This window comes from Njordella aestuarii (assembly GCF_056494165.1).
In genome coordinates, this window is sequence record NZ_CM151397.1 from 114,803 (window position 1) to 140,954 (window position 26,152).

General features: G+C 51.3%; 18 protein-coding genes. 9 read left to right on the forward strand and 9 right to left on the reverse strand.

Translation table 11 applies throughout. From position 1 onward, the window contains the following. Nucleotides 1–6 precede the first annotated feature (6 nt). From SH451x_RS00390 to SH451x_RS00400, 3 genes are all read right to left on the reverse strand, one after another. Nucleotides 7–2,622 carry a M1 family aminopeptidase gene (locus tag SH451x_RS00390; RefSeq protein ID WP_479360265.1) on the reverse strand — a complete coding sequence of 872 codons (2,616 nt, stop codon included), beginning with the start codon at nt 2,620–2,622 and terminating at the stop codon, nt 7–9. Between the two features lie 115 nt (nt 2,623–2,737). Continuing rightward, the gene (locus SH451x_RS00395) at nt 2,738–3,838 is read right to left on the reverse strand and encodes a WD40/YVTN/BNR-like repeat-containing protein (protein WP_479360266.1); all 1,101 of its coding nucleotides are present in this window, start codon (nt 3,836–3,838) and stop codon (nt 2,738–2,740) included. A gap of 1 nt (nt 3,839) precedes the next feature. Then, nucleotides 3,840–4,136 carry a MoaD/ThiS family protein gene (locus tag SH451x_RS00400; protein ID WP_479360268.1) on the reverse strand — a complete coding sequence of 99 codons (297 nt, stop codon included), beginning with the start codon at nt 4,134–4,136 and terminating at the stop codon, nt 3,840–3,842. A 316-nt stretch (nt 4,137–4,452) separates the two neighbouring features. Here SH451x_RS00400 and SH451x_RS00405 point away from each other — a divergent pair, with 316 nt between their 5' ends. From SH451x_RS00405 to tnpA, 3 genes are all read left to right on the forward strand, one after another. Next, on the forward strand, nt 4,453–5,661 hold the full coding sequence (locus SH451x_RS00405; protein WP_479360269.1) for a 3-keto-disaccharide hydrolase: 1,209 nt from the start codon (nt 4,453–4,455) through the stop codon (nt 5,659–5,661). Between the two features lie 203 nt (nt 5,662–5,864). Beyond that, nucleotides 5,865–6,095 (forward strand): hypothetical protein, encoded by a 231-nt coding sequence (locus tag SH451x_RS00410; RefSeq protein WP_479360270.1) that lies wholly within the window; start codon nt 5,865–5,867, stop codon nt 6,093–6,095. Between the two features lie 153 nt (nt 6,096–6,248). Next, the gene (gene tnpA, locus SH451x_RS00415; RefSeq protein WP_479360271.1) at nt 6,249–6,710 is read left to right on the forward strand and encodes an IS200/IS605 family transposase; all 462 of its coding nucleotides are present in this window, start codon (nt 6,249–6,251) and stop codon (nt 6,708–6,710) included. A 530-nt stretch (nt 6,711–7,240) separates the two neighbouring features. Here tnpA and SH451x_RS00420 read toward each other — a convergent pair. Next, entirely contained in the window at nt 7,241–7,753 is a 513-nt protein-coding gene (locus tag SH451x_RS00420; protein ID WP_479360272.1) for a DUF4112 domain-containing protein, read from the reverse strand. A 36-nt stretch (nt 7,754–7,789) separates the two neighbouring features. Further along, on the reverse strand, nt 7,790–9,037 hold the full coding sequence (cbiE, locus tag SH451x_RS00425; protein ID WP_479360274.1) for a precorrin-6y C5,15-methyltransferase (decarboxylating) subunit CbiE: 1,248 nt from the start codon (nt 9,035–9,037) through the stop codon (nt 7,790–7,792). Nucleotides 9,038–9,310: 273 nt separating this feature from the next. Here cbiE and SH451x_RS00430 point away from each other — a divergent pair, with 273 nt between their 5' ends. From SH451x_RS00430 to dgt, 4 genes are all read left to right on the forward strand, one after another. Further along, the gene (locus tag SH451x_RS00430; RefSeq protein ID WP_479360275.1) at nt 9,311–10,213 is read left to right on the forward strand and encodes a prephenate dehydrogenase; all 903 of its coding nucleotides are present in this window, start codon (nt 9,311–9,313) and stop codon (nt 10,211–10,213) included. After that, complete coding sequence (gene purL / locus SH451x_RS00435) at nt 10,176–13,112, forward strand: phosphoribosylformylglycinamidine synthase subunit PurL (protein WP_479360276.1); 2,937 nt, start codon at nt 10,176–10,178, stop codon at nt 13,110–13,112. The genes SH451x_RS00430 and purL overlap by 38 nt, the downstream gene beginning before the upstream one ends. A 110-nt stretch (nt 13,113–13,222) precedes the next feature. After that, nucleotides 13,223–15,043, forward strand: coding sequence for an apolipoprotein N-acyltransferase (locus SH451x_RS00440; protein WP_479360277.1), 1,821 nt, complete (start codon nt 13,223–13,225; stop codon nt 15,041–15,043). Further along, nucleotides 15,036–16,172 carry a dGTP triphosphohydrolase gene (dgt, locus tag SH451x_RS00445; protein ID WP_479360278.1) on the forward strand — a complete coding sequence of 379 codons (1,137 nt, stop codon included), beginning with the start codon at nt 15,036–15,038 and terminating at the stop codon, nt 16,170–16,172. The genes SH451x_RS00440 and dgt overlap by 8 nt, the downstream gene beginning before the upstream one ends. A 149-nt stretch (nt 16,173–16,321) precedes the next feature. Here dgt and SH451x_RS00450 read toward each other — a convergent pair whose 3' ends face one another. From SH451x_RS00450 to SH451x_RS00465, 4 genes are all read right to left on the reverse strand, one after another. Then, nucleotides 16,322–16,948 carry a PEP-CTERM sorting domain-containing protein gene (locus tag SH451x_RS00450; protein WP_479360279.1) on the reverse strand — a complete coding sequence of 209 codons (627 nt, stop codon included), beginning with the start codon at nt 16,946–16,948 and terminating at the stop codon, nt 16,322–16,324. Nucleotides 16,949–16,982: 34 nt separating this feature from the next. After that, nucleotides 16,983–21,155 (reverse strand): DNRLRE domain-containing protein, encoded by a 4,173-nt coding sequence (locus tag SH451x_RS00455; protein WP_479360281.1) that lies wholly within the window; start codon nt 21,153–21,155, stop codon nt 16,983–16,985. 164 nt (nt 21,156–21,319) lie between these two features. After that, the gene (locus SH451x_RS00460) at nt 21,320–21,826 is read right to left on the reverse strand and encodes a peptidase associated/transthyretin-like domain-containing protein (RefSeq protein WP_479360282.1); all 507 of its coding nucleotides are present in this window, start codon (nt 21,824–21,826) and stop codon (nt 21,320–21,322) included. A gap of 72 nt (nt 21,827–21,898) precedes the next feature. After that, a complete protein-coding gene (locus SH451x_RS00465) occupies nt 21,899–22,834 on the reverse strand; it encodes a DUF1559 family PulG-like putative transporter (protein WP_479360283.1) in 936 nt (311 codons plus the stop codon). Nucleotides 22,835–23,162: 328 nt separating this feature from the next. Between SH451x_RS00465 and SH451x_RS00470 the strand changes: the two genes are divergently transcribed. Next, nucleotides 23,163–25,184 carry a LamG-like jellyroll fold domain-containing protein gene (locus tag SH451x_RS00470; protein WP_479360284.1) on the forward strand — a complete coding sequence of 674 codons (2,022 nt, stop codon included), beginning with the start codon at nt 23,163–23,165 and terminating at the stop codon, nt 25,182–25,184. A gap of 63 nt (nt 25,185–25,247) precedes the next feature. Then, nucleotides 25,248–26,105, forward strand: a complete 858-nt coding sequence (phnX, locus tag SH451x_RS00475; RefSeq protein ID WP_479360285.1) for a phosphonoacetaldehyde hydrolase — start codon at nt 25,248–25,250, stop codon at nt 26,103–26,105. The last annotated feature ends 47 nt before the right edge of the window (nt 26,106–26,152 follow it).

The following is a 26,152-nucleotide window of genomic DNA, read 5'->3' on the forward strand; positions in this document are numbered from 1 at the left end:
TGCAAATTAAGGCAGTGCCTTTTGTAGCTTCCGCAGGTCTTCGATTTCAGATTTCAATTTATCATAATTTGTTCGCAGGTCGCCGACCTCTTCACGCAACTTGATGATTTCCTCCGGTGCAACAGGTTTCAAAGTTCGCAACTTGTCAAGTGACTCGGCAGCTTGGTCCCTTAACTGAGGATGACCGCTTTGTTGAATCGATTCCAGGATCGGAATCGACTGACTATCGCCCAGCGTTCCGATTGCAGCCAAGGCGCTTACACGTACTACGGTCTTAGGCGAGTCAAGGAAACTGACGAGCAGCTCACTTACATCGGATTTATCCTGAGTTGACGCTGCTATCGACGCTAGACACCTTAAGGCCGGCGGCAGTAACTTGCTGGTCGGAATCGCTCTATGTCGCTCGATCGTTTCGATCAAAGCTGGAATGTAAGCTGCGTTTCTATGTTGCTCGATCGCACTGATTGCCGCCATTGCAAGCTCGTCTTCAAAGCTATCGGACTTCAAGAATTGTAAGAGCAACAGTCGTGATTCCTCATTTTGCAACATACCAAGCCCCTGTAGTGCAGTTGCTTGTATGGCCGGATTCTTTTCTGTCTCAAGAACGTTTTTGATTCGCGAAACTGCCTGAGAATCGTAGCGATTTGCCACAATACGGGTCATTGCGTTACGTACCCGCGCATCGGTTTGTTGGCTAACGCGTGCGTACAAGGCGTCAAATGCTTCATCGGTACCAATCTGTTCCAGTGCCTGTGCCGCTTCTGTTCGAACTCCGAAGAATGGGTCGGTTTCGACGACGTTACTCAAGAGTTCGATCGCGTTCTGTGGCTTGCGTTTACCAATCGCTTGGCACGCAAAGAGTCGGCCGATCATATCAGAAGAGTTGTTGAGCTGAGCTTCCCACATGTCATCCGATTTCTCAAAATTGACGCGGGCCAAAAGTGAAAAGTCGGGATCAAAGCGAACTATCTGAGGCTGGGCCTCAAGTGAAACGTAGAAGTCTTCTTTGCTTTTGGTAACTTCGATTGCTTGATCAACAATTTGATCACCGGCGATAAGTCGCAGTTTGGTAGGGAAAGCGAATAGACGAACATGGTCGTCAACTGTTTGTTTCTGTTCGATGGTCACTTTGGCAAGCTTGGTGTCTGCTTGCCACTCGTATCTGATTTCCAGATCGGGAAAGCCTGCGTGGTAGAGCCACTGGTCGAAGAACTGATCCATCGGACGTCCGGTTTGGTCTTCGATGATTTTACGAAGGTCATCGGATACGACGCTGGAAAGCGCGTGTTGCTGCAGATACTTTTGAATACACTCGCGAAAGGCCGCCTCTCCCAGTTGACTGCGCAGCATATGCAAGACCCAACTGCCTTTTGGATAGGAGCGATAGTCGAACTGCTCCATTGAATTGGCGTATTGGTTGTAGACAATCGGACGTTTATCATCACCCCGCTCAAGGATCTGATGGGTTGCATCGGCGAATAGTTCGTACAGCATTGCATCATGCCCGAACGCTTTCTCTTCGTACAAGATGGTGTAGTACGTCGCAAAGCCTTCATTCAGCCACAAATGGCTCCAATCTTTACAAGTCACGTAATCTCCGAACCACTGGTGAGCCAATTCGTGGGCGACGAGACCTCGTGATGAATAAACGTTTTCGGTGTTCTTCGAAAAAATCGTATTATCAGTCAGGGTCGTCAGCGTCGTGTTCTCCATGCCGCCGGCGGAGAAGTCTTGAATTGTGACTTGGTCATACTTTACCCAAGGATACTCAACGCCAATTTCTTGTTGGAAAAATTCCATGATCGCGCGCGTGTCTTGGAAAGAGTTCTCCGCGTGTTCGGCCAGTGAAGGCTGGGCGTAGAAACCCAAAGGTATGTCGCGATACTGGTCTTCAAGTTTGGAAAATTTGCCGGCAACGAGACAGACAAGGTAATTTGCGTGCGGTTTTTCTTGCAGCCAGCCGACGGATTTAAGGCCGTCAGAATCGGAGGTTTCGCTGGTCTTTTTGCCGTTGCTCAACACGATCATCTCGTTAGGGACACGGCAGATTACCTCTGTTGAAGATTTTTCGTTTGGATAATCAAAGCATGGAAACCAATGCCGAGCTTCGTGCGTTTCACCTTGCGTCCAGATATGAGTATCGCTTTCTGGATAACCCATGGCTGGAGTGCGAAAGTAGAGCCCCGCTTCGGGTTTAGCTGTATAGCTGATCGCTACGGTGAACTCTTGGTCAACTGGAAGTTCTGATTCGAATACGATTTTCAAGTCGTCGCGCGTTGACACAAAATCAACGATCGTCGCTTGCTCGCATTTTACGTCTTGGATTCGCAAGTTCACCGCGTCCAGTCGAAGTATCTTTTGCGGCTTTAAAATCGGCTTCGCAGTAATCGTTGTCGTTGCAGCAATCGTTTGACGGTCAAAATCAGGTGTCACATCGATTTTGATGTGCTGAACATCAACTTGTCGATCAGGGGCATAGTGATACTTGCCTTCAAGTTTCATCCCCAATGGCAGTCGCCGCTGCAGACCGCCTTCGACGCAATAACGGCAGATCGCTTCTTCGGCGAACAAAACATTCAGTTGAGACAGAAGAAACGTTGCGAAGATGAACTGTCGGAGCATAAAAAGGACTTTGTGTCGAGGATCGAATCGATTCGACTAACAAGTCTAATTGTGCAAACGTCTTCTGTCCCGTTCCGCCGTAAAAATTAAGCGGTTGCGGCCGCGAAACTGGCGGTTAGTGAGGCTCGACAACCGCTACTTTAACACAATTGATTGGTGGTAATGCATCGAAAAGGCATTCCCAAGCATTCCCGCCGTCGCGGCCCATCCACAACTGACCTGTGGTGGTGCCAAAGAAAAGAGCGGGCGATTCCAGGTCGTCGATCGTCATTGCGTCTCGCAGAACTGTGAAGAAGCTGTCTTTTGCGGGAAGTCCTTGCGTTAGTTTTTCCCACGAATCGCCACCGTTACAGCTTCGCCAGACAGCAGGCGTTGCGTCTGGGCAGGTCCGAGTGGTTGGTTCAAGAGGTACGACATAAATCGTGTCGGGATCATGTGGGTGTACGACGATCGGAAAACCAAAGTCCGAGGGCAAGCCCGCGGCGATCGACCGCCATGTGTGACCATAATCGTCACTGCGCAACACACCGATGCCTGGTCGATCTTCCCATCCACCATGGTTCTGAATATATAGCCGGCCCGGCGCGGCGGGATGCCGAGCGATCTTGTGCACACACTGGCCAAACTCGGGGTAAGGGTCTGGAACAAAGCCAGCTCCGATTCCGTTGTTGGAAGCATGGAATGTTTCGCCGCTGTCCTCGCTCATATAATGTCCGCCCGTCGAGATTCCTAAATGAACGCGGTTGCCGTCGCGCACGATCGTGTGCATGCACAAACCGCCGTTGCCAGGATGCCATTGTCGTGCGTGGTCGTGATTGCTGATGCCCGGAACCAGTTCCCAGTTATCGCCATCGTCGCGGCTGCGAAATAGCGCGGCAGGTTCCACGCCTGCCAAAATCTCGTGCTCGTTTGCTCCCGTTTCCAGCGACCAGATGTTGGCTAAAGCTCGACCGTCGTCTTTCGGAAATGCTGGTGCGGATTCCGTTTCCGTAAAGCTGTTGCCAAGGTCGGACGATCGAATGACCTTCATGCCGAAAAAAGCATTACAACTAGATGCGTAGACAATCGGCGCACCGCGTTGGTCGATCAAAGCAGAGTAGACAGAGACGCCTGGTGAGAAGGGACCACGCAGCGCAAAATCGTTTCGGTCTTCCGCCGATTCCGCGATAAAGAGCCCCTTCTTGGTTCCAATGCATAACAGAACGCGGCGCGACATATTAACCTCCCGAAACTGCAGGCCAAATGGTTAGGACGTCCCCAGGCTTTATAGCCATACTGAGCCCCGTTGGCTCGCGAGCGGGGACGAATTCCGTATTGATAAATAGATTTACATGCCGCCTGACTGCACCTGCGTCATCGCAAACGCTGCGATAGACCGCAGGCGCTATCCGTTCCAGTTCGTTTAATGCCTCGCGCACAGTGGCCGCAGAAAGTTGCAGCGAGGATACTCCACCGCAATATTCTGACAGCGTTGCAGCCAATTGAACTTCGATCGTACAAACTGCACCGGACATGAAAGTTGAGGTAGGCTTTTGGAACTGGTTAGCCAGAGCATGGCACTTATCGTCGCTCGATAAAATTCAAATTCGACATCGAAACTGGCAAAATGCGACGAAAACTGCAGGATCGCCAGCGGTCGCACTCCCGACGCCCGTCAGAGTTGGGTAACTCAGATTGAGAGGGCGGATTATGAAAGCTAGAGTTAATGTATAGCACCGGTTTTTTAGTGGGCATCGCGAGATGCATAGGTGTTATTTGCAGCCAGGTAACTAAAATGGCGGTTACCTAATCCTGCGTTCCCTCTCCGATTACATGAAAACAAAGAGTTCGATGCAACGATTTCCGTTTATCTTCGGCATATTGCTCTTTTCGTCACTCGCCGCATTCCACGAGTCGCGTGCAGTGGCTCAGACCGTTGCCGCGATCTCGATCGAGGCCGTGCGCGAAGATCCAGACTATTTTCTCTTAGGGGAATTCGTCGGAACGGTTCAAGAATCCGAAGGAGAGACTAAGCCGTTCGCTTTGCAAGTTCGTCCTGTCGGCCGTGACCGCTTCGAAGGACTTGGATTCATCGGCGGCCTGCCTGGCGAGGAGAATCACAATCCTGAGCCGATCAAGATGATTGGCCAGCGGCACGAGCAGTTCGTGGTACTTTCCGGAAGCCCCTGGGCCATTTTCGCTCAGCAAGAAGAGTGTACGCTCGTCGACGTTACAGGGACAAAAGTCGGAACGTTGGCTCGAGTACGTCGCCACAGTCCGACGTTAGGCGCCGCGCCGCCCGCCGAAGCGATCATTTTATTCGACGGTACGAATACAGACCAGTTCGTTCGTGGAAAGATGAACGCCGATGGGTTGCTGTTGCAAGGGGCGGATATCAAGCAGCTATTTCAAGACTTCGATTTGCATGTCGAATTTTGGCTACCCTTCATGCCTGCGTCTTCCGGTCAGCAGCGGGGGAACAGCGGCATTTACTTGTTAAGCCGTTATGAATGTCAGATATTGGATTCCTTTGCGCAAGACCTTCAGTTCGATGGTTGCGGCGCGATTTATCGTTACAAAGCACCCGAGTTAAACATGTGTTTTCCACCTCTGCAGTGGCAGACGTATGATATTCGATTCACCGCACCGCGTTGGGCGTCGGATGGCAGCAAATTGCGCGAAGCTCAGCTTTCGATTTGGCTCAATGGCGTCAAGGTTCAGGACAATGTAGCGTTGCCAACAAAGACAGGTCATGGCGCGGTGGAGGAAGTTTTGTTGCTGCCGATAAAACTGCAAGATCACAACGATCCCGTTTTCTTCCGCAATATTTGGGCAGTTGATCGCGGTTTATCGGGATTCATCGATTTTCCTGTTCAAGCGACGCCAGAAGAGCAAGAAGCCGCAGCCAATGTAGCAGTCAACCTCGACAAGCCTGAATCGTCGGAGCCGGAGCCAGTTGCCGAATCAAGCGACGATAGTTCGAGCACCGAATCGCAACCTGCAGCAGAAAATGCCACCAGCGAATCGCAAGGGGCAAAGGAAGAAGCTGCAGGATCCTAACGTCGCGCTGCTAGACCATCCGCCGTCGCTCCGCGACTCATGCGCATCTATGCGTTTGGACCTGGGACTGACGTCCCAGGCTAGCATCTGCCGTCGCTCCGCGACTGGCGTGTGGATGTACGTCTGGCGTGGGCACTGACGTTTGTGGTTGAAAATTGTTGCGGCCATGCGACTTGGGCGAGGTGGTGTTTAATCGCGGAGCGATGGCAGATGATAGCCTGGGGTGGAGCGAAACGAGCGACCAGCGAGTTTTCGCGGAACCCCAGGACAAGTTAGCCATAGATCACGGAGTCGCGGAGCGACGGCAGATGTTGGCTGCACCGGACCGTTACGTTTGCCCTGGATGTGCTGATTCCGTTGCACGAAACGCAATTTTCATCTTCGGTGCGTTTCCCAACGTCCGTCGCCCTGCGACTGGGGCCAGTAAATTCTAGTCGGTAAATTTCGAAACGTGAGTTTGAACAGCGAGAGCGTGGGTTTTATACTTGCGATACCTGTAGAAAAAAGGAGTTTAATCCCGACGCCCCGGATCGTGCATCGGATTCGCGACTCAGGGGGGGGGATTCAAAACACGATAGGAGTATGAAATGCCCTCGACGCATCACGGAATCCTAATTCACGCTATTTTAAGTACGAAGAATCGCAAACCGATAATTGCGGACGCGTGGCGAGACGATCTGTATGCATATTTCGGAGCTACTGCGCACGAGCACAAATCGGTAATTCTCTGCAGCAGTGGAATCGAAGATCATGTGCACCTCCTTATCAAGATACATCCTGCATTCGCCATTTCTGACACGATGCAACTCTTAAAAGCAAATACTTCGCGGTGGGTCAACGAAAAACATAGGACTCGTTTTGAATGGCAGCGAGGTTATGGCGCATTCTCAGTTAGTCAGTCGCAAGCTGATCGAGTAAAACACTATATTCAAACGCAGCGAGAGCATCATCAGCGCCATGCATTCCGTGACGAGTATCTCGAAATTCTTCGCCGTCATGAAATCGATTTTGACCCTCGCTACGTTTTTGACGAAGAAATTGTGTCGTAGCCGTCGCGTTCGTTTATTTCCCATCTGCCGTCGCTCCGCGACTCACGTTCATGCGTGCGTTAAAACCTGGGACTGGCGTCCCAGGCTAGCATCTGTCGTCGCTCTGCGACTGGGGCGCAATGGTATTCAATCGCGGAGCGATGGCAGATGATAGCCTGGGGTGGAGCGAAACGAGCGACCAGCGAGTTTTCGCGGAACCCCAGGTCACGTTAGTTATAGAACACGGAGTCGCGGAGCGACGGCATATGTATACCGCACTGTGCGGTTGCAATCGTCCTGCATGTGTTGATTCCGTTGCATGAAACGCAAAGTGCATCTTCAATGCGTTTGACATCTGCCGTCGCTCCGCGACTCATGCGTGTCTTTACGTTTGTACCTGGGACTGGCGTCCCAGGCTAGCATCTGTCGTCGCTCCGCGACTGGCATTTTCTGTCGCGCTGAGACTAACATCTGTCGTCGCTCTGCGACTTGCTTCGTCCGTCGCTCTGCGACTGGCATTGTCCGTCGCGCTGCGATCGTGTGTTGGCCAGTCAAAACAATTGGATGAACCAAGCAATCAGACTGCTGATCAGAAAAAAGATACCGACGATGGCAAGTACCAGTAACGCAGCGATGCCTACCACCATCAACGTGCTGCTGCGACGGACGTGGCGGGGATTGTCCAGGTACTGATTCAATAGAGCAACGTTCTTGGAATTGGCTTTCCAGGCGAAATCAAATAGATCGCCCAACATCGGTATTGCTCCGAGCAAGGTGTCGATCAGCACATTTGCTCCCATCCTGAGAATGACGGGCTTCGATGCGCCCAATCGTGAGGCTTCGGCAATCAAGTACATCGACACCGAGGCGGAAACGATGTCACCAAGACCGGGTATCAGCCCAATTAAACCGTCAATGCCGATGCGATAATTCACACCGGGGATGGTAATCGATTCATCAAACAGCCACGCAATTCCTTGCAGACGCTTGCGGACCTCTTCTTCCCTTTCATTGACGATCTCCCCAACAACTTGTTTGGGCGCATCGCTCTGGGGTGATGACATGTCGCTCCCTCAGCAAACGGGGCTTGCTTCAGTTCTTTAAGGCTTGGTGATTTTCACAAGGAACGCAGGATTGCTCGCTTCGAACCGGAATGTATCTAGTTGGACATTAGCCTTCGAAATTTGCAACATCCAAATCTCAGGTTCGACATGGTAATTGCCGTGGAAGAGTTCTTGCAACGCGACTACGTTATTCAAGCTGCTGACATTCGCCACGATGCGTCCTCCCGAAGGAAGCACCTTCCAAATCGATTCGCAGATAGACGCGACAGCGCGGCCTGTTCCGCCGACAAACACCGCATCCGGTAAAGGTACCTTGTCGAAGGCCGCGGGTGCTTCGCCCAGGACCGGCGTCATGTTGGCGACGCCGAAACGTCGCGCGTTTTCCTGCAGCAGCCCAAAGTCCTCGGCATCCATCTCGATCGCATAGACGTGCCCTTCCCTGGCGATCTGAGCGGCCTCGATCGCTACCGAACCGCTTCCGGCACCGATGTCCCAAACAACCGAATCAATTTCAAGTTCTAGTTCTGATAGGGCGAGCGAACGAATATCACTGCCCGTCAGTAGTCCACGTTTGGGTTTGCTCTGCAAGAACAAGTCGTCCGGATTTCCAAAGAGCCGAACATGCGCTAGCTCTCGAGGTCGATCAGGCACATTCTCTTTGCGAACCAAGATCATCACGTTAAGCGGTCCAAACTTTTGCTTGGTTATTTCCGACACCGAGCCGCGCGTGACACGCTCGTCGGGCGAGCCTAAGTTTTCGCAAACGTAGATCGTAAAGTAGTCCAGCCCAACATCCGACATGCGTTGAGCGATCATCGCAGGCGAAACTGTTTCGCTCGTAAACAGTCCGACTTTGGTGCTCTGACGGATCTTGTCGACGACCTTTTCCAATGGTTGAGTCGCAACGTTTGTAAGAAACGCTTCTTCCCAGCTCTCTTTGACTCGGGCGAAAGCGAGTTGCATGCTGCTGACGTGCGGGATCACTTCAAACCGATCTTTGCCCAACCGATCGCACAAGAAGCGTGCTGTGCCGTAGAAAAGCGGGTCGCCTTGCGTCAATAGTACTGCGGAGCCGTCGGAGAATTGATCGATGTAGGTGGCAAGTTTTTCGAGGTCGCCCGTAACCGCCTCCTTCTTTGCTGGAAGATGTTCAACTTTATTCAGCATCGCGGGGCTGCCAATAATCAAGCTCGCTTGCTCCAACTGGCTAACTGCGGCGCGGGTCAAACCGTCCAAGCCGTCGTCCCCGACGCCGATGATGAAAATCTTGTTTGCGTTACTCATGTTCTGTTAACATTCCGTGTGTCGTTTGCAGTGTGCTCGCGAAGAGGAAGCTCCGGCCTTCCGCCGATAAGCGTGCGACGGCCCTCAAGGCTCCAATCGATCCTCGTTCGATGCCAATGATACCTTATCCAGCCTTGTTACGAAGCCCATTGTTACCGGCCGTCTTTAAACAGTCGCGTGTGCAAACTGTGCCCTTTTCGGTATGATCGAAGACTTCAGCCGTCACCGCTGAGAGTTCCTTTTCTGAGTTTCAGCCACATTTTGAACGCATTCATGGCTTTACCGACACCCGCCGACGAACAAAGCCGCGATTTGCACGGAAAGTGGCGGAAGGTTTGTATTTTGGGCGTTGGGCTGTTGGGGGGCTCCATTGCCCGCGGGCTCAAAGCGAACAACGCGGCACTGCATATCAGCGGCTGGGGGCGTTCCAAAAGCAAACTCGAAGCGGCTCAAAATGCCGGAACGATCGACAGCTTTAACCTTCAAATAGAGGTGGCTGCTGCCGATGCAGACCTTGTCATCGCAGCGACCCCGGTCCAGCAAATCGTCGAATCCTTGGCTCTGGCGGCTAAATGTGCGTCGGAAAGCTGTCTCTTTGTCGATGTGGGCAGCACCAAGGCGAGCATAGCCAACGCGGCGAAAAATGAGTCATTTTCCCAGCGTTTTTGCCCTTCGCATCCGATTGCGGGCAGCGAAAAAAGCGGCGCCGAGTTCGCTTCCGCAACTCTGCTGCGTGGAAAAACCGTGGTGCTGACGCCGATTTCGACGACTTCCTCCAAGACGGTAGCTGCTGCAAGGGCGTTGTGGTCTTCCCTGGGCGCGATTGTCGTGGAAATGGAACCCAAGGCTCACGATCACGCACTTGCCATGACCAGCCACATGCCCCACATGGTGGCATCGGCACTTTCTGCGGCGACGCCTAGCGATTTTTTGTCGCTGGTTGGCTCGGGATGGGCAGACACGACCCGCGTTGCGGCTGGCGATCCGCGGATGTGGCGACAGATCATTGAGGAAAACAGAACTGATGCCTTACAAGCAATGCATAGTTTTGCCACAATCTGGGCAAAATTGATCGACGCCGTTGAGCGTCACGACTTTGATTTAATTGAAAATACACTTCTTGAAGGAAAACATATCCGTGACGCTGTGGGAAATCGACATTCATCCTGCGAATGATCAAATAGATCGACTGGGCGGCGAAGCGGCACATTCGGTAGCAGACTTAGGAATCGATCCAGATTTAGCAATTCATGGAGCCCGTGGATTTCTCCTGCAAGGCGATATCTCGGCAGACGAAATGCGGTCTTCGATCGTAACACTGCTGGCCGACCCGATCACCGAACGAACGGTTGCGGCGCTCGTTGGCTCAAAGGAACTGTTGCACGCTCCAGCAGGGAACGGACATACATCACCGTACGCGCTGATCCACGTGCTGCCTAAACCTGGCGTGATGGATCCAGTCGCACAGAGCACACTCCGTTTGCTCAGCCGCATGCATCCCGGCGTCGAAGCGGTAAGGACAGTGCGAAAATTCTGGATCGACTGCCAAGATTCCGGAAAAATTGACGCGATAGCAAAGCGAGTCTTGGCTAATGATTCAATCGAACAAGTGGTTGTTGGCCCGCTTAAGCTCGATAGCCTCGATGTGGCAAGTCACTACGAATTGAAAGTGACAACAGTTCCGATCAGCAAGCTGAGTGACGATGAGCTGAACAAGCTCTCGAAATCGGGGCAACTGTATCTATCGCTGACCGAGATGCAGACGATCCAACGATATTATCAAACGCTTGAGCGAGAGCCAACGGACATTGAACTCGAGACGATCGCTCAGACCTGGTCCGAGCACTGTAGTCATAAGACTTTGGCTGGCAAAATTGCTTACCGTGACGAAAATGGTTCGAAGCAATTCAATAATATGCTCAAGGAGACAATTTTTGCAGCGACAAACTCTATCCGCAAAGAGCTAGGCGCCGACGATTGGTGCGTGAGTGTGTTCAAAGACAACGCGGGTGTTGTCACATTCGACAAAGATGATCATATCGTCTTCAAAGTTGAAACGCATAACCATCCCTCTGCCATCGAACCATATGGTGGTGCAAATACTGGTTTGGGCGGCGTTATTCGTGATCCGATGGGGACAGGTTTAGGCGCCAAACCGGTTTGCAGCACGGACATTTTTTGCTTTGCTCCGCCCGAAACGGATCCGAATAGCCTGCCGCCGGGCGTCTTGCACCCACTTCGCGTTATCAAAGGCGTTGTTTCTGGCGTTCGTGACTATGGAAATCGCATGGGAATTCCAACGGTCAATGGCGCAGTCTATTTCGACGAACGCTACTTGGGCAATCCACTGGTCTATTGCGGGAACGCAGGATTGCTCCCGATCGATAAAGTTGAAAAGGCGGCGCGCGAAGGCGATTTAATCGTTGCGATTGGTGGTCGGACGGGACGTGATGGTATTCACGGCGCAACCTTTAGCAGCGTTGAATTGACGGAAGAGAGCGAAGACATCAGTGGTGGCGCCGTTCAGATCGGCAATGCGATTACTGAAAAAATGGTGCTGGATGTTTTGTTGCAAGCACGCGACGAAGGCCTCTATAGCGCCGTGACCGACTGCGGTGCGGGCGGCTTTAGCAGTGCTGTTGGTGAAATGGGGGAAGAGCTGGGCGCGGAAGTGCACTTGGATCAGGCACCTTTGAAGTATGATGGTCTAACTTATACGGAGATCTGGATCAGCGAAGCTCAAGAGCGCATGGTCATGGCAGTGCCACCTGAGAACTGGGATCGCATAAAGGAACTTTGCGACAGCGAAGGCGTGGAAGCCGCTTGCTTGGGTACATTTACTGGTACGGGCGAGTTGCGTTTGATGTTCCGCGGAGAAGAAGTCGGCAGCCTTTCGATGCAGTTCTTGCATGGTGGGCGTCCTCCCGTTGTTAGGCAAGCGATCTTTGAACCAAAGCCCGTTCAAGCTTTGAAATGGGAAGAAGCAACACAACCGACTTGTGAAGCAACGCTGCTGAAGATTCTGGCGCATCCAAATGTTGCGAGCAAACATTGGATTATCCGGCAGTATGATCATGAAGTGCAAGCTGGAAGTGTGATAAAGCCGTTAGTTGGACCCAAGTGCGATGCTCCTAGTGACGCTGCCGTGGTCCAACCAAAGTTAACGAATCGACGTGGAATCGTGCTTTCCTGTGGCATGAATCCAAATTACGGCGACTATGATCCTTATCATATGGCATGTTCGGTCATCGACGAAGCGATTCGCAACTGCATTGCGGTGGGAGCGGATCCAAAGCGGATTGCGATTCTTGACAACTTCTGCTGGGGAAATACAGAACGCCCAGAGACGCTTGGCGGACTGGTGCGCGCGGCGCTCGGTTGCCACGATCTCTCGGTCGCTTGGAAAACACCTTTCATCAGCGGTAAGGACTCGTTAAACAACGAGTTCTCGTGGATTGATACCAACGGCAACAAGCAAACGATCACGATTCCATGTTCGCTGCTGATCAGTGCTATGGGACAAATCGACGACGTGCGTCAAGCCATCACGATGGACCTGAAGTCCGTGGGCAATCGCTTGTTTAGCGTGGGCGTAACGCGGGATGAATTTGCCGGTTCGATGGCTGCGATCGTGAATGGAAAAACCGGTGGCGAGGTTCCAAAGGTTGACGTTTCTCAAGCGTTGAAGATTTTTGAAACGTTGCATCTCGCAATCAAGTCAGGTTTGGTACGTTCTTGCCACGACTGCAGCGAAGGCGGCTTGGCAGTGGCGATAGCGGAGATGGCTTTTGGCGGCGGCATTGGTGTGAAAGTTGACTTGGCAGCGATGACGCAGCCGATGTTCATCGACGTTTGGACTGCTCTTTTTGCCGAATCCAATACACGTTTTGTGTGCGAAGTTACTGCTGGAAACGAAGCTGAGTTTTGCAAGCTGATGCAAGACCTACCTTGTTTCTGCATCGGCGAGACAGTTGCTGATGCCATGATGAAAGTGCAAGCGGCGGGCAAAACGTATATCGATCTGTCGCTCGCAGAACTCAAGCAAACATGGCTTGCACCGTTGGATTGGGCATAGCAGTTGTAACTGCGATGCTGACAATTGAAAAAGGACCCAACAAACGTTTGGTCGCTCGATTCGAAAGTTGACGAAAGGGGCGGATGGAGTCCGCTTTAAGGAGTGACGAAATGATAATCACCCTGCAATATCTGGCGGCTCTCTTCATGTGGGCTGCCTTTCAACCGGTTGGTTCGTGGCCGCTGGCGTTTGTTGCCGTTTTGTGTTGGATGCCCGCCATTGCTACGCAGCGTAGCCTGGGACGTGGTTTCTACCTGCATACATATATTGCATCGGCGATCGCTTGGTTAGCTTTGCTGCAAGGTATTCGACTGGCGTACTGGCCGTTATATGCCGGTTGGATCGCGTTATCGCTCTACATTGCCGTTTACATACCCGTGTTTATCGGAGTATCGCGATTTTTGGTTCATCGATGGCGCTGGCCGATAACCATAGCGGCTTCACTTACGTGGGTTGGATGCGAGTTGCTCCGATGTTACATAATGACTGGTTTTGGAGGTTGTTTGCTGAGTCATGCATTGGCAGAGCGTCCACTACTGATTCAACTGGCATCGCACATTGGCCCGCATGGAGTCAGCGGCCTTATAATCTTAACCGGCGCTGCGATTTTTCTATGGCTGGCACCGACGTCAAAAGTCCGGCAGCTCCTGGAAGGCCCCGTTCAAACGGGCGATGGCAGTACTGATGAATTGGCTACGGCCGAACCAGTTGAAATCGATACAAATCCACGCCGACGTCTTGCGAACATGCGGTCGCAACGTTTTTCGGCAACGATTGCCTCCGTAGCAGTGTTCGTGTTTTTTGGCGTGGGGTACTGGGAATTCCAGGCTGGCCAGGAGCTTGAGCAGGATGCTGAGCCACTTTTGAAGGTTGCGCTGATTCAAGAGGTCGCTGAGACTCGGTTTGAATACAATCCGGCAAGGGCTCACGGTTCATGGACGCGTTATGCTGACTTGACGTCCAGGACTGGCAAAGATCATCCCGATTTGGATTTGGTAGTGTGGCCTGAATCTGTTTATACACCTGAGTCGCCCTTTTTTGACTGGGATGGCGGACGGTTGCCCGAATCGTTTGCGAAGTACGCTGGCGATCCTCAGACAGTGTATCAGGACTCAAAATACTTTCACGAACTCTCAAGACGCAAATTGCGTGACATGCAGTTTATTGCTGCCGGGGGGGACCGCGAATTCTATTCGAAGATGAATAGGGAAGAAGTTGAGCCAGAGGATGCGCAGGTGCCTGCACTTCTCATGGGGATCAGTCTATGGCAACTGAAAAACAATATGTTCGAGCGTTATAACTCGGCGGTTTTTCAACCTAAAGACAACTCAGAAGCAATGTTCTACTCCAAGCGTTACTTGGTCATGTTCGGTGAATATATCCCATTCGCCTACGGCGCAGAAAAGATCTACGACGCTCTTGGCATGGCCGAACTGGCAGTTGGAAAAAAATGGGAAGTGTTTGAGGTGGACGGAGTACAGATCGCACCAAGTATCTGCTTTGAAGATATGTTGCCTCAAGCGATTCAAAGCCAAGTCGCCACGCTAACTGCTAATAATAGCTCGCCTGACATTCTAGTTAACGTTACAAATGATGGGTGGTTCCGTGGTTCTTCGATGCTCGATCATCATCTCGCCTGCGCCGTTTTTTCGGCTGTTGAGAATCGAAGGCCGATGTTAGTTGCGGCCAATACGGGGATTTCGACGTGGGTCAGCGGCAACGGCGAGATAAAGGCTCGTGGGCCGCGAATGGCTGCAGATGCGATCATCGCCTTGCCGACCTTAGACAGTCGCTGGGGCTTGTGGCAAACGGTTGGTGATTGGCCAGCAAGAGTTTGTGGTTTACTGGTAGTAGTAGCATTGATGTTGCTCTATGTAGAGAACGTCCGTGAGAAATCACGTTCGAAGAGTGTGAAAGCGATCGATGCCTAGAATCATTGAACCACAATGGCACACACGCGAACAGACGTTGCTTGCCTCCTATGCTACCTTTAGTTATCAGTCTCTTGGGCGACGCTACCCGGAACCTGCGCATGCGTATCGCGGACCGTTTCAGCGTGATCGAGATCGGATCTTACACAGCGCTGCTTTCCGAAGACTTAGCGGTAAAATGCAGGTCTTTACAGGCGATATGGGGGACTACCACCGAACGCGCTTGACGCATACACAGGAAGTCGCTTCGATCGCGCGCACCATTGCTCGGCAATTGCGTTTAAATGAAGATCTCGTCGAAGCGCTCGCGCTGTTGCATGATGTCGGTCATCCACCCTACGGGCACTGCGGAGAGGATGCTCTGGCGCAATGTTTGGCAAATGAAGGTGGGTTTTCGCATAACCGCTTCGCTTTACAATTGATCGAGCAAATTGAGAATCGCTATACGTCGACGCCGGGCTTGAATTTGACGATGGAAGTGTTAGCGGGGCAGCAGCATCGTACGGCCAAAGGAGCGACAGGACCTGCTCCGCCCTTGGAAGTGCAAGTGGTCGATGCAGCTGATAGTATTGCTTACGATGCTCACGACGTTGATGACGCACTCCAATTGGGACTATTGCAACTGGACGATCTACAACAGATTGCCTTCGTACGGCGATCAACAGTGGAGCAACAAGCGGTCAGGAACGATATTCCGTTTTCCCGCCAGTTCCTTGTGCATGCGTTGATTGAAACACAAGTGAACTACTTTCTGCGAAACGTAGAACCCATGCTTGCCACTTGCCGAGGATTTACGGGGACACAACTGCAGCAGCAGGGCGTTCACTTGCAGATGCCAGAAATCATTGAGCAGGAGCGAGGCGAATTGGAGTCGTTCTTGTTCAATAATGTCTATCGTCATCCAAGGCTAGTGGCGGTCCGCGAGCGGGCAGCAACACGTTTGCAGCAGCTTTTTCATTTGTTGGTCGCTTACCCAGAACGCTTGCCGATTCGGTTTCAGCGATTGTCGGAAACAGAAGGTGTTCCACGAGCGGTAGGTACGTATCTGGGAGGCATGACCGATCGCTTTTGCGACGAGACGTACATCCATCTGGTAGAAATGGGACGTCCCAGCGCTCAAGACTGGTAGCGCATCGATGGGCTGGAGTAGTGGTATTTTGGTTTGTTGTATCTTCGCGATTCAGGCGCAACTTACGTCATAAGGCGTGGAGCCAAAAAAACCGAGAGCACTTCAAGGAAATGCTCTCGGTCAGCTAAAGGATCAATAGCATCTTGATGTTAGGATGCTTGATTCGATGCGACTTTGTTTCGACGACGGCGTCGGAGATATCCTCCAACTGCTGCGAACGAAGCCAGAGCCACCATGGAGCTGGGCTCAGGTACTGCTGCCGCTGTTACGCTAGCGCCGTTGAATGATACGGTAGACGCAATATCGCTAAAATTAGCATCGAAAAACGCATCGGCTCCCAGATCAAAAACACCGGGTAGCAGATCGGTATCGTTGATGTCACCACTTGGATTGCTCGCAAGGAACTCCAAGCTTGACACGCGAATCGGACCTACTGGCCCAAGCTGGTTGGCCGAAAAGTTGAAAGCATTGATGTTTGTTACTGTGCCAAGCGGTTCATTCACTAGGTTCGAAATACGTTCACCCAACACGCCAAAAGCAAAGTCTTGACGAGAAACAAAAGAAAGTTCGGACTGATCGTATTGAACGCCAAATGAAAAAACTCCCAAGCTATCGGTTGCTTCTGTCATTTCCATAAAGACGTCTGCTATAACGGTTTCACCCGGAGTGAATGCTCCAGTCGAAGTACCTGGATTCACATTGATGGTTACAATGATTCCAGCCTGAGCAATTGCCGAGACACAGCAAAAGACAATAAATAACACAAGTTTACACATTTTCATATTCTTAAAAATCCTTAATTGATTGAAACTAAAATCCACGATTTTTTCCGATGCGTTGGCGGAACGCGTTGATGTCAATTGCGTTGACGCCTCCTATCGAATTGAAGTCGAAGACTGGGTTGTTGGTTCCAATCGACGAACGGAAAGCGTTAATATCAAGGGCGTTGACGCCGCCCAAGCCGTTGAAGTCCCCGAACAAGCGGAAGAACTGATCGGTGGAATCGTTCCCACGTACAAAGTTGCCGCCTGCGTCTCCATCGTTGTCGCCGTCTAGATCAAGCCCGTTGGCCTGAACGCTATCGGCTAGAACTGTCAAACGATAATTGCCGTCAGCGAGTGAGCCGCCGATGACACTGCTGCCGGAGAACGTGAGTAAGAACTGCGACTGTTGGGCAGAGCCGATATCGGTGAAGCTGATAGCTAATTCGCTTGCTGGAATAGCTTCGAAAGCACCATTAACGCGTCGCTCTAACACAAAAGCGCCAGGATCTGCAGTAACAACGGTGCTAAAGTCGACGCGAATCGACTTCACCATCGAACGCTGTGAAGTGCCGTCACCAAATGTCACTCCTGCAACGGTGGCAGGCGTTGCCGACGACGAATCGTCATCAATATTTGTGACATCAATGTCAGCTGCGTCGAAGCCGCTGTAGTTCACGTCCGAGCTCACGGCAGGTCCGGTGATGATTTGGTAGGCAACATCACCATCGAGTTCTGTGTCGTTAACTCCGGTGATCGTGACGATCTGCGGTATATCCCAGTTCTCAGGTGTAAATACGATTGAAGAACTGGACACTGTTCCTTCGCTCGAGTCACTTGAGCTGATACCAATCGTCACAGTGTCTGTCGGAGGTGTATTCAGCACGACAGAGAACTGAGTTGTGCCGCCAAGTTCCGTTGTTTCGAGGTCGCTGGTTGGCGAAACTGTTACACCGGCCGGTGTAAAGTAAACTCGCAACTTGGGGCGGTTAGCTATACTTTCAGCTTCGGATGTCTCGATGCCCCAGCCGTTTGTGCCGTTGACATATGGCAAGATTGCCCAACCGAAGTTTGGAGTATCGCCACTGACCCAGGCTTGTACATCGCTTGTTACATCAAAGTTCAAGAAGCCTGCCTCTTGTGTACGCGGCAGAGCTGGGTCTCCTGCGGTGGCGGTCGCTACCGAACTCGCAGTAATATTGTCGGCTTGAACTCCATTTCCAAAGGTTGACCAGTTAAACGTATCTAGCCAATCGGTGAGCATCCGATTGAACGTCCCACCGTCCCCTTCGGCATTGCTGAGCGTGCTACTGAGGTCGAGAACGGCCGAATGGATCAACGCACCTTGTGGGATTCGTCCAGCGAGCTCGTTACCGATGATCGAATTGAAACGCAGCAAAACCTGCGACGTGTTATTCGAGCCAGCATCAGCCCAGTCCACAAAAATATTTGCTAGAGCCGAGCTGTCATCTTCTGGGAATGCTTCCAACAAAGCAGTATCTGCTGCCTCTGTATAGGAACCTTCGCCGTTGCGGAAGCTTGTTGTCGAAACGTTTTCTGGGACCCAATCGATTTCAAGGCGAGGGCGATCTACCGGGTTTTCAGACTCCGATGCGCTGAACGCCCAGCCGTCGGTGCGGCCGCTCCAGCCTTGAATTAGCCAGCCGAAGTTTTCTTCACCATTCGCCCACGCTTGAAGATCTTTTGTAACTCCAATGACGGTGACGCCTGCATCGGGATCACTGTTAGCTGCGGCCACACCTATTTGCGATTCAAACGCGGCGCGAGCTTCAGCATCATCGGATTGAACTCCAGGAGTGGCATTACGAGGTGATGCGCCATTTCCAAAGCTGTTCCAGGTTTCGTTGTTAGGATCGAAGCCGGTTAACAAGCGATGGAACGTTCCTCCGTCACCGGGATTGTTGGTGTCAAGCACCAAGCGAGCGGACACGATCTGCGATCCCAAAGGAATCTGACCAGCTCCCGTGCCGAAGATGTCACCGAATCGGAGAAGGACCTGAGAGTTTGCTGAGCCACCATCAAAGTCGACAAGCAGACCTTCGGTCGCAGGATTCGCTCCGACAGGAAGAACCGTGTCAGGCTGATTTTGAGCGAGTTGGACGTCCTCTACTCCGCTGTATGCGCCTTGTCCGCCGTCAACGCCTTCTTGAAACGCGTAGCTTCGTGCCAACGATTGTGCAACTGTATAAGTCGCTACATCACTTCCGCCGTCTCCATCGGCAACGACAAGCGTCACTTCCCTGGCTGCCGGCATGATGCGTGGGTCAACAGTGTCGAATGTCACAGCTCGTGCAATGGCTCTGACCGCGCTTGAGGTGGCTGTGGCATTAAAAGTCACCACTAGCGGAGTACCCGAGTTGCCTCCACTGATCGTCCCAACGACGCTGCCTTCGTAGCTGACATTCGAACCGCTTACAGAGACTTCACCAAGACCCGTTCCGACATTACGAATCCCCAATACGTCCGATGCTGTGCCATTCAGGGCGATGGTCGCGGTAATTGTCCCGCCATTAAAGTCGAAGGAGTCGACGTCTGTTAAGCCGATCAAACCATCCAAAGTCACAGCACCGTTGCCCACTGAGTAAGTTGTACGTGAGCGGGCTTGAGTTATGACTGGGGCATCGTTAACGGGAACGATGCCAACTTCAAGCGTCTGCGGAATTGATTGTCCACCATCTCCATCATTGACGATGAACTCAATAGTACGAGGTGCACTCGAGGGAGCTTGAGAACTATTGGAGAACCGAATGTTCTGGACCAAGGCTTGAACAGCGGCGAGCGTTGCGTTGGAATTGAAGTTAACCAGTAGTGGCGAAGTGGCTGTGCCTTCCATGACCGAGCCGATTGTGATGCCTTCGTACTGGACGACACCGCTTGCAACTGAAATCTGTCCAGCACCGGTTCCTTCGGAAAGTACACTCAGCGAGTCTTCCGGTTCACCGCTGGCAAGGATTGCGACCGACAAGAAACCGATTGAAAAGTCGACTGAGTCGCTGTCAACAAGGTTCGCACCAGAGGAAATCGCAACGGAGCTAGATCCTTCAGTAAAGGCGAAAGGTCCCATCGGGAGTGTCAACGTAGGTGCTATGTTATCATTGACTTCTACGTTCAAAGTGACGGTCACCACCGAACTAAAGAGACTAAGGTCTGTCGCACGGTAGGTGAAAGAATCGACTCCTTCGGTTCCGTTGCTGGTGTATTCGAAGGAACCATCGCTATTGAAAATAAGCGTGCCTAACGTTGGTCCGCTAACCAACTGCGCGAAAAGAACAGACTGGAGTCCATCTGGATCCGTATCGTTTGACAAGACTCCTGCGCCAGCGGGTGCAGACAGCGTGGCGAAAGGCTCGACAGAGTAAGCGTCAGCGACGCCGGAAGGCGCCGAATTTGTTCCAGGTACGTTAGGAGCACCGGGTGTTAGTTGACCACCTACTGGAAAGTTCAAGCTTTGGTTGGGGGCTTCTTGATAAAACACGCTGCCGACCGGAGATTGCAAGTCGCCGTTGTACCAAGCGGCGGCTTCGTTCGTGCGGTTGTCATTTAGGAAACGTGTTGCAGCTCCAGGTATTCCGCCGACCGGTTGAGTGAGCACTGCACCGCCGTATACGATGTCTGTTGCGCCGCCATCTGACCAACCGATCGAGTCAACGAGAGTTGCACCTTCTGGCAGGATGAAACTTCCATCGTTGAGTGGATCGAAATCATATCCTGCCAAGATTGGTGTAGGACTCTGGATAATGGCAAAAGTATTCGTGCCGTTTTCTAGAGTTTGACCTGTGCCACTAATAAATGCTTCGGTAAGTAACTGTGTCGTCTCTGGAGGAATGATTGAGCTGTAACCTGCGAAAGTGTCAGCAACTACCGCGATCAAGCCGTTCGATCCAAAGCTCAATCCAGTCAAGTCAAAGACCAAGTCGGCTGTTCCCGATACAGGGTTGTCGCCCTCTACCGACACGAAATACAAATCGGTTGCGGGTGCTCCTGGAATGCCCTTGATTTCCACGTATTCCCAAGGTTGATCACCACCGTTAGGATCGACGCTAATTTCATTAAGAACTGCCGCTGCAAACACTCGACGATTTTCTAAGCACTCAAGCGTTAGCTTTCGATTGCTCTCCTTCCGTGAAGACGCGTTTTGTTTCACTTGTCGTTTGTCGGACGACGAATGACTCTGGAAACCGCGTTTCCTAAATAATTTCATTTTTTTCCCCAAGCATTAGAACTTTAAAACAACACAACAAAATTGTTTTGTAGTGCTGGCGCCACTTGTGACGCGCATAGTTAAACTTGCTTGAGTTAATTAACGATGAAGAGCTCGCTTAGAAGTGATAAAGATTCACCGCGTTTTTTAATAGTCGGTGTGCTTCATGATGAGCTGGTTGTCGAGCAGTCAGACTTTAGATCAAAATTCATAGAAGTCGTGCTGCTTTCCACATTGACTTTAATCTTTCCTAATTCTTTATAACAAGCTGGAAGTGTGGAAGTTGCTGCTTGATCTTCATCAGGATCTTCGCTCATACTAGCCGCATCCAAGCCGGCTTCGCCCATGCCGGCTGGTGCGCCAGAGCGGAATCGAATGGACTTTTCTCCCGGAATAATGCCTTCGGTGCGAGAATCAAACATAAGTGAATAAGAACCATCGCTTCCTATATATCCATAGGAAAACGTGTTGTCAGACTCATTGACAAACTCAATTGTGGCATTTGAAAGTGGGTTTCCGTCTAATTTTACATACCCGGAAACATTGACTAAGCCAAGTGATCCATAATTTGGTTGAGATTGTACGGAGCATCCGTTCAGGTTTAAGATTGCGATAATAAAAGCAATTGTAAAAGCGCGCCGTGACTGAGTACGTTCTACTGAACTATTCATTGAGAGTCTTTTATTGAGCAGATATCAATTAAAAAATTTGAGGCTATAAACTCATCAGCAGTTTGATAGGTTTTACTGAAAATTTAGCTTAGGCTTTTCCTGGCCTGCTCGAGTTCCCATGTCTTGGTAGGCTTTCAGGTCGACGCTATCGCTGACGAAGTGTGTTGAACCATCTGCAAGGACAAAGGCTGTGCCCCCAACGTGCCAGCTTCCAAACGAGACTTCAAGGAGGTAACCGTTAGTCGCTGGTTCGTGAATGATTGTGTTAGGTTTTACGAGCGTGCTCCCTGCTGCTTCAGAAAATTCGGTCCCGCCAGTGCCGCCATCGCAACGGCATGGGTCGGCTTGCGGGGATCCGATTGCCCAAAAATCCATACCTTGGCTATCCTTTACAAAGTCAGGATCAACACGCGACTCGCCAAACATGAAAGTATTGCTCGTGCCATCAAGGATGTTGCTATTCCGAATTTCACTGCAACCAAAGAACATTCCGTTGAGTTCTTTTGCTTCAAACGACTTTGTTCCGGCAACCGGCCTTGTGCTATTGTCGTCAGAAGAGACGTCTGATGCTCCAACGGCACGGTAACTAGCGGCGTATCGTTCTTGGATTCCGTTGTAGTTAAAAGCTTTTGCGATAGCGACGCTGGGGCAACGCATGTAGGTAAGTTCTGCCTGACAAGCGGCGTAATTCGGGCCGCTTGGATTGTCCCAATTACCTAGCCCTTGTTCGAAAAAATTCAGCGTATTGTAAACTGCTGACTGCTCGGCGAAGGGAAGAATTGCGGCGCTCCACAGCGTTCCATGCGTGTTCCAACCGGATGGGTATTTTTTGTAGGCGGCTTCATACTGAAGTGTTGCAAGGCCAACCTGGCGCATGCTATTTTTGCATTGTGCCATTCGAGCCGCTTCACGCGCCTGCTGAACAGCGGGAAGTAATAACGCAACAAGAATTCCGATGATGGCAATAACTACTAACAATTCGACGAGGGTGAATCCTTTTCGCGTCATCTTTGTTCCTTTTGGATGAATGAAACTCGAACGTATCAGCGTTGTGTTTGGCGAGAATCGAGCGGCTGATGTATACAGGTGTGTAATCGTTAGACTTCGTGCTGAAGTCTTTAGCGGTGTCGTTGTATGCAAATCCAAAGGTCTGTAAATGCAGATGCTCGCTATTTCACGAAGCTTTAATATTGCGATGATGTTAGCGAGTGAACTTCACGAAATGCTCACGAGGTCTTCACACTTGTTTCGCAAAAAGAGCAATGATGCATCCACTCCGCAGGTGGTCGGTCTTCACATACCAACTCAATCCTAAAACCGCTTTTAAGGTCAAACAATGTTGAGCTCATATGTTCGGGTACGCTCTTCGTGTTATCCGCTACTAGGTTTCGTACTCTTGGTGACAACTTTGTGTTCCAGAGGGAACGCCCAATCGCCCCAGACGCATGCGCATGACCACGTGCAGACTAATCGCGTTGACGCAAAATCACTGGCGTTGCCGAAAGAAGAGGGCGTATTTCACTTTATTGTCTACGGCGATCGCACGTCGGGTGTGCCAGAGGGGCTGAAGTATCTGCGTCAAGCGGTAGTAGATACCAATCTGCTTGATCCAGATCTGGTAATGACCGTTGGTGATCTCATTCAAGGCTACAACCGAACCGCAAAATGGCTTGATGAAAAAGATGAGTTCATTGGCATCATGGAAAACTTGCGTATGCCTTGGTATCCAGTTGCTGGTAATCACGATGTCTACTGGGAGCGGAGCGACGTGGAAATGCCGGCAGGCCAGCACGAGTCGAATTATGAAACACACTTCGGACCACTTTGGTACTCATTCAAGCATAAGAACGCGGGATTTATTGTCCTGTATTCCGACGAAGGAGATCCTGATACTGGTGAGAAAGGGTTTAATGAAGGGCGGCTTCAGCAGATGAGCGAAGCACAATTGGCATTCCTATCTCAGGCGCTTAGCGATTGTAAGGATATGGGGCATGTCTTTGTGTTTTTGCACCATCCACGTTGGATAGGCGGGGGATATACAGGTAGCAATTGGGATGCAGTTCACAGCTTGTTAGCGTCTGCAGGAAACGTTTCTGCTGTTTTCGCGGGGCACATCCACCATATGCGCTATGACGGAGTTCGAGACGGTATTGAGTATTTCACGTTAGCCACGACAGGTGGGAATCTGGAAGCAGATTTTCCCGAAGCCGGCTTCCTGCACCATTTCAATGTCGTAACCGTCCGCGAAGATTCCTTTCAGGTCGCAACTATTCCCGTCGGGGCAGTTGTCGACCCGAAATTGTTTACCCCCGAGTTCACCGCTGACTTGATTTTGGCCGAGCGTTCCACAGCGCCCACGCAAACGATCGACGCTTTCCCCCTGCTGCAAGCGTCAACTGAACCGAATCAATGTACCTTTGAATTTTCAAATCCATCGACGAAGCCAGTTGAACTTACCGTCGAATTTTCGCGTCTACCACAAGGCTGGAGAGTGTATCCTGATCATCAGCACGTCTATCTAGACCCAGGTGTAACACAGCGCACTGGTTTTCGCATCTGGGCAGCAAAAGAGACCGACTGGGATAGTTTCAAGCTTCCCAATCTGCGTGTGTCAGGTGAATACCTTGCGGAGTCTACTCGTGTAAAACTGCCTGTAAAGGAAAATGCAATTCCAGTGCGAGTTAGCAGTGATGCTATCTCCCAGTTGCCGATGAATGAGCAGGATCAATGTGCCGTGTTTGAAGATACTGTCAGCTGCGTGAAAATCAGTCCAGCAAGTTTAAGTATTCCGGCAGGCGCGTTTACAGTGGAAACTTGGGTCTTTCAGACGGACCAAACTGGCCCCCAAGCGGTGATAGCCAAGACGCAGAATTCGGAATTTGCCATTGCGATTAATAATGGAAAGCCGAAATTTGATTTGCGAATTCGCGATGCCGATGGCGAACGTTACGTAATTGTTAAATCGGAGCAGGCGATCGCGGGCAATCAGTGGACGCATTTAGCCGGTGTGTTTGACGCAGAATCTGCTTCGCTTTTTGTTAATGGCAAGCGCGTCGCAAGTATGCCAGCTGCTGGCATGCGAGTTCAAAATGCGCTTTCGACGTTCATCGGGGCTGATCCTGACAAGAACGATCAGCCCAATCGATTCTTTAAGGGCAAGGTCGACAATGTTAGGTTTTCAAAAATTGCTCGATACACGGAGAACTTTGTTCCAGCTGCAGAGTACGCTGCGGATCAAGATACATTAGCCATATTCGACTTCGAAAGAACGCTGGGACCTTTCGTAGTCGATGCATCGGAGCATCACATTGTCGGTGAGATTATTGGTCAGCTCGATTTGCAACCTAGTGGACGTTAGACTTTATCTTCAGTGTTCATCCGGTATGGCAGTTGCCGGCAACACGTCATCGGCTTTTAACAAATGCAATCAACAGTGGCGGAAGCAAGCGTAGATCATATCAAATGCATCTTGTTCGACTGGGCTGGAACAACAATTGATTTCGGCTCGTGCGCTCCCACGGAAGTTTTCAAAAAGAGCTTTCTTGAGCATGGTGTTACGATTTCTTCTAAACAAGCGCGCGAGCCAATGGGTCGCGCAAAGCGTGATCACATACGGCGTATTACAGAAATGCCACCTGTTGCAGAGCAGTGGCGAGCCAAGCATGGAGCGAATGTAAGCGAGCGAGATATCGATTCAATCTACGACGCATTTATGCGATTGCAGGGCAGTAGTTTGGGGGACTTTTGCAAGCTGATCGAGGGAACCGCTGAGCTTAGTTCCTGGTGTGCAAGTAAAGGGATACGCGTCGGATCGACCACTGGTTACGTCCAGTCTCAAATTGATGTTCTGCTGCAACAGGCCGCACTTCAAGGCTATCAGCCAGAATGCGCGATTGGGGCAGATGATGTTCCCGCCGGACGCCCTGCTCCTTTTCTTTTGTTTGAAGCGGCCAAGCGACTGAACGTCTATCCGATGAACAACATCGTCGCGGTGGACGACACTCCGGTTGGCGTTAGAGCAGGCAGAAACGCGGGGTGTTGGACGATCGGCATCTCGCGTACAGGAAACGAAGTTGGTCTAAGCGAAGCCGAATTCACTAGCCTCAGTGCTGACAAGAAACGCTTAATGGTCGCGCGGGCCGAGCAAACACTGTACGCTGCCGGTGCACATTTTGTGGTCGAAAGCGTTGCTCTACTCAAGCCCGTCTTATTCGAGATTAATCGATGCCTTGCCAATCACGAATTTGCCCTGAACGTCGTACGAATCGTCGAAATCTAGCGAAGGTCGATGACGACGCTTCTTTCAGGGGGCATACATTCGCGCGT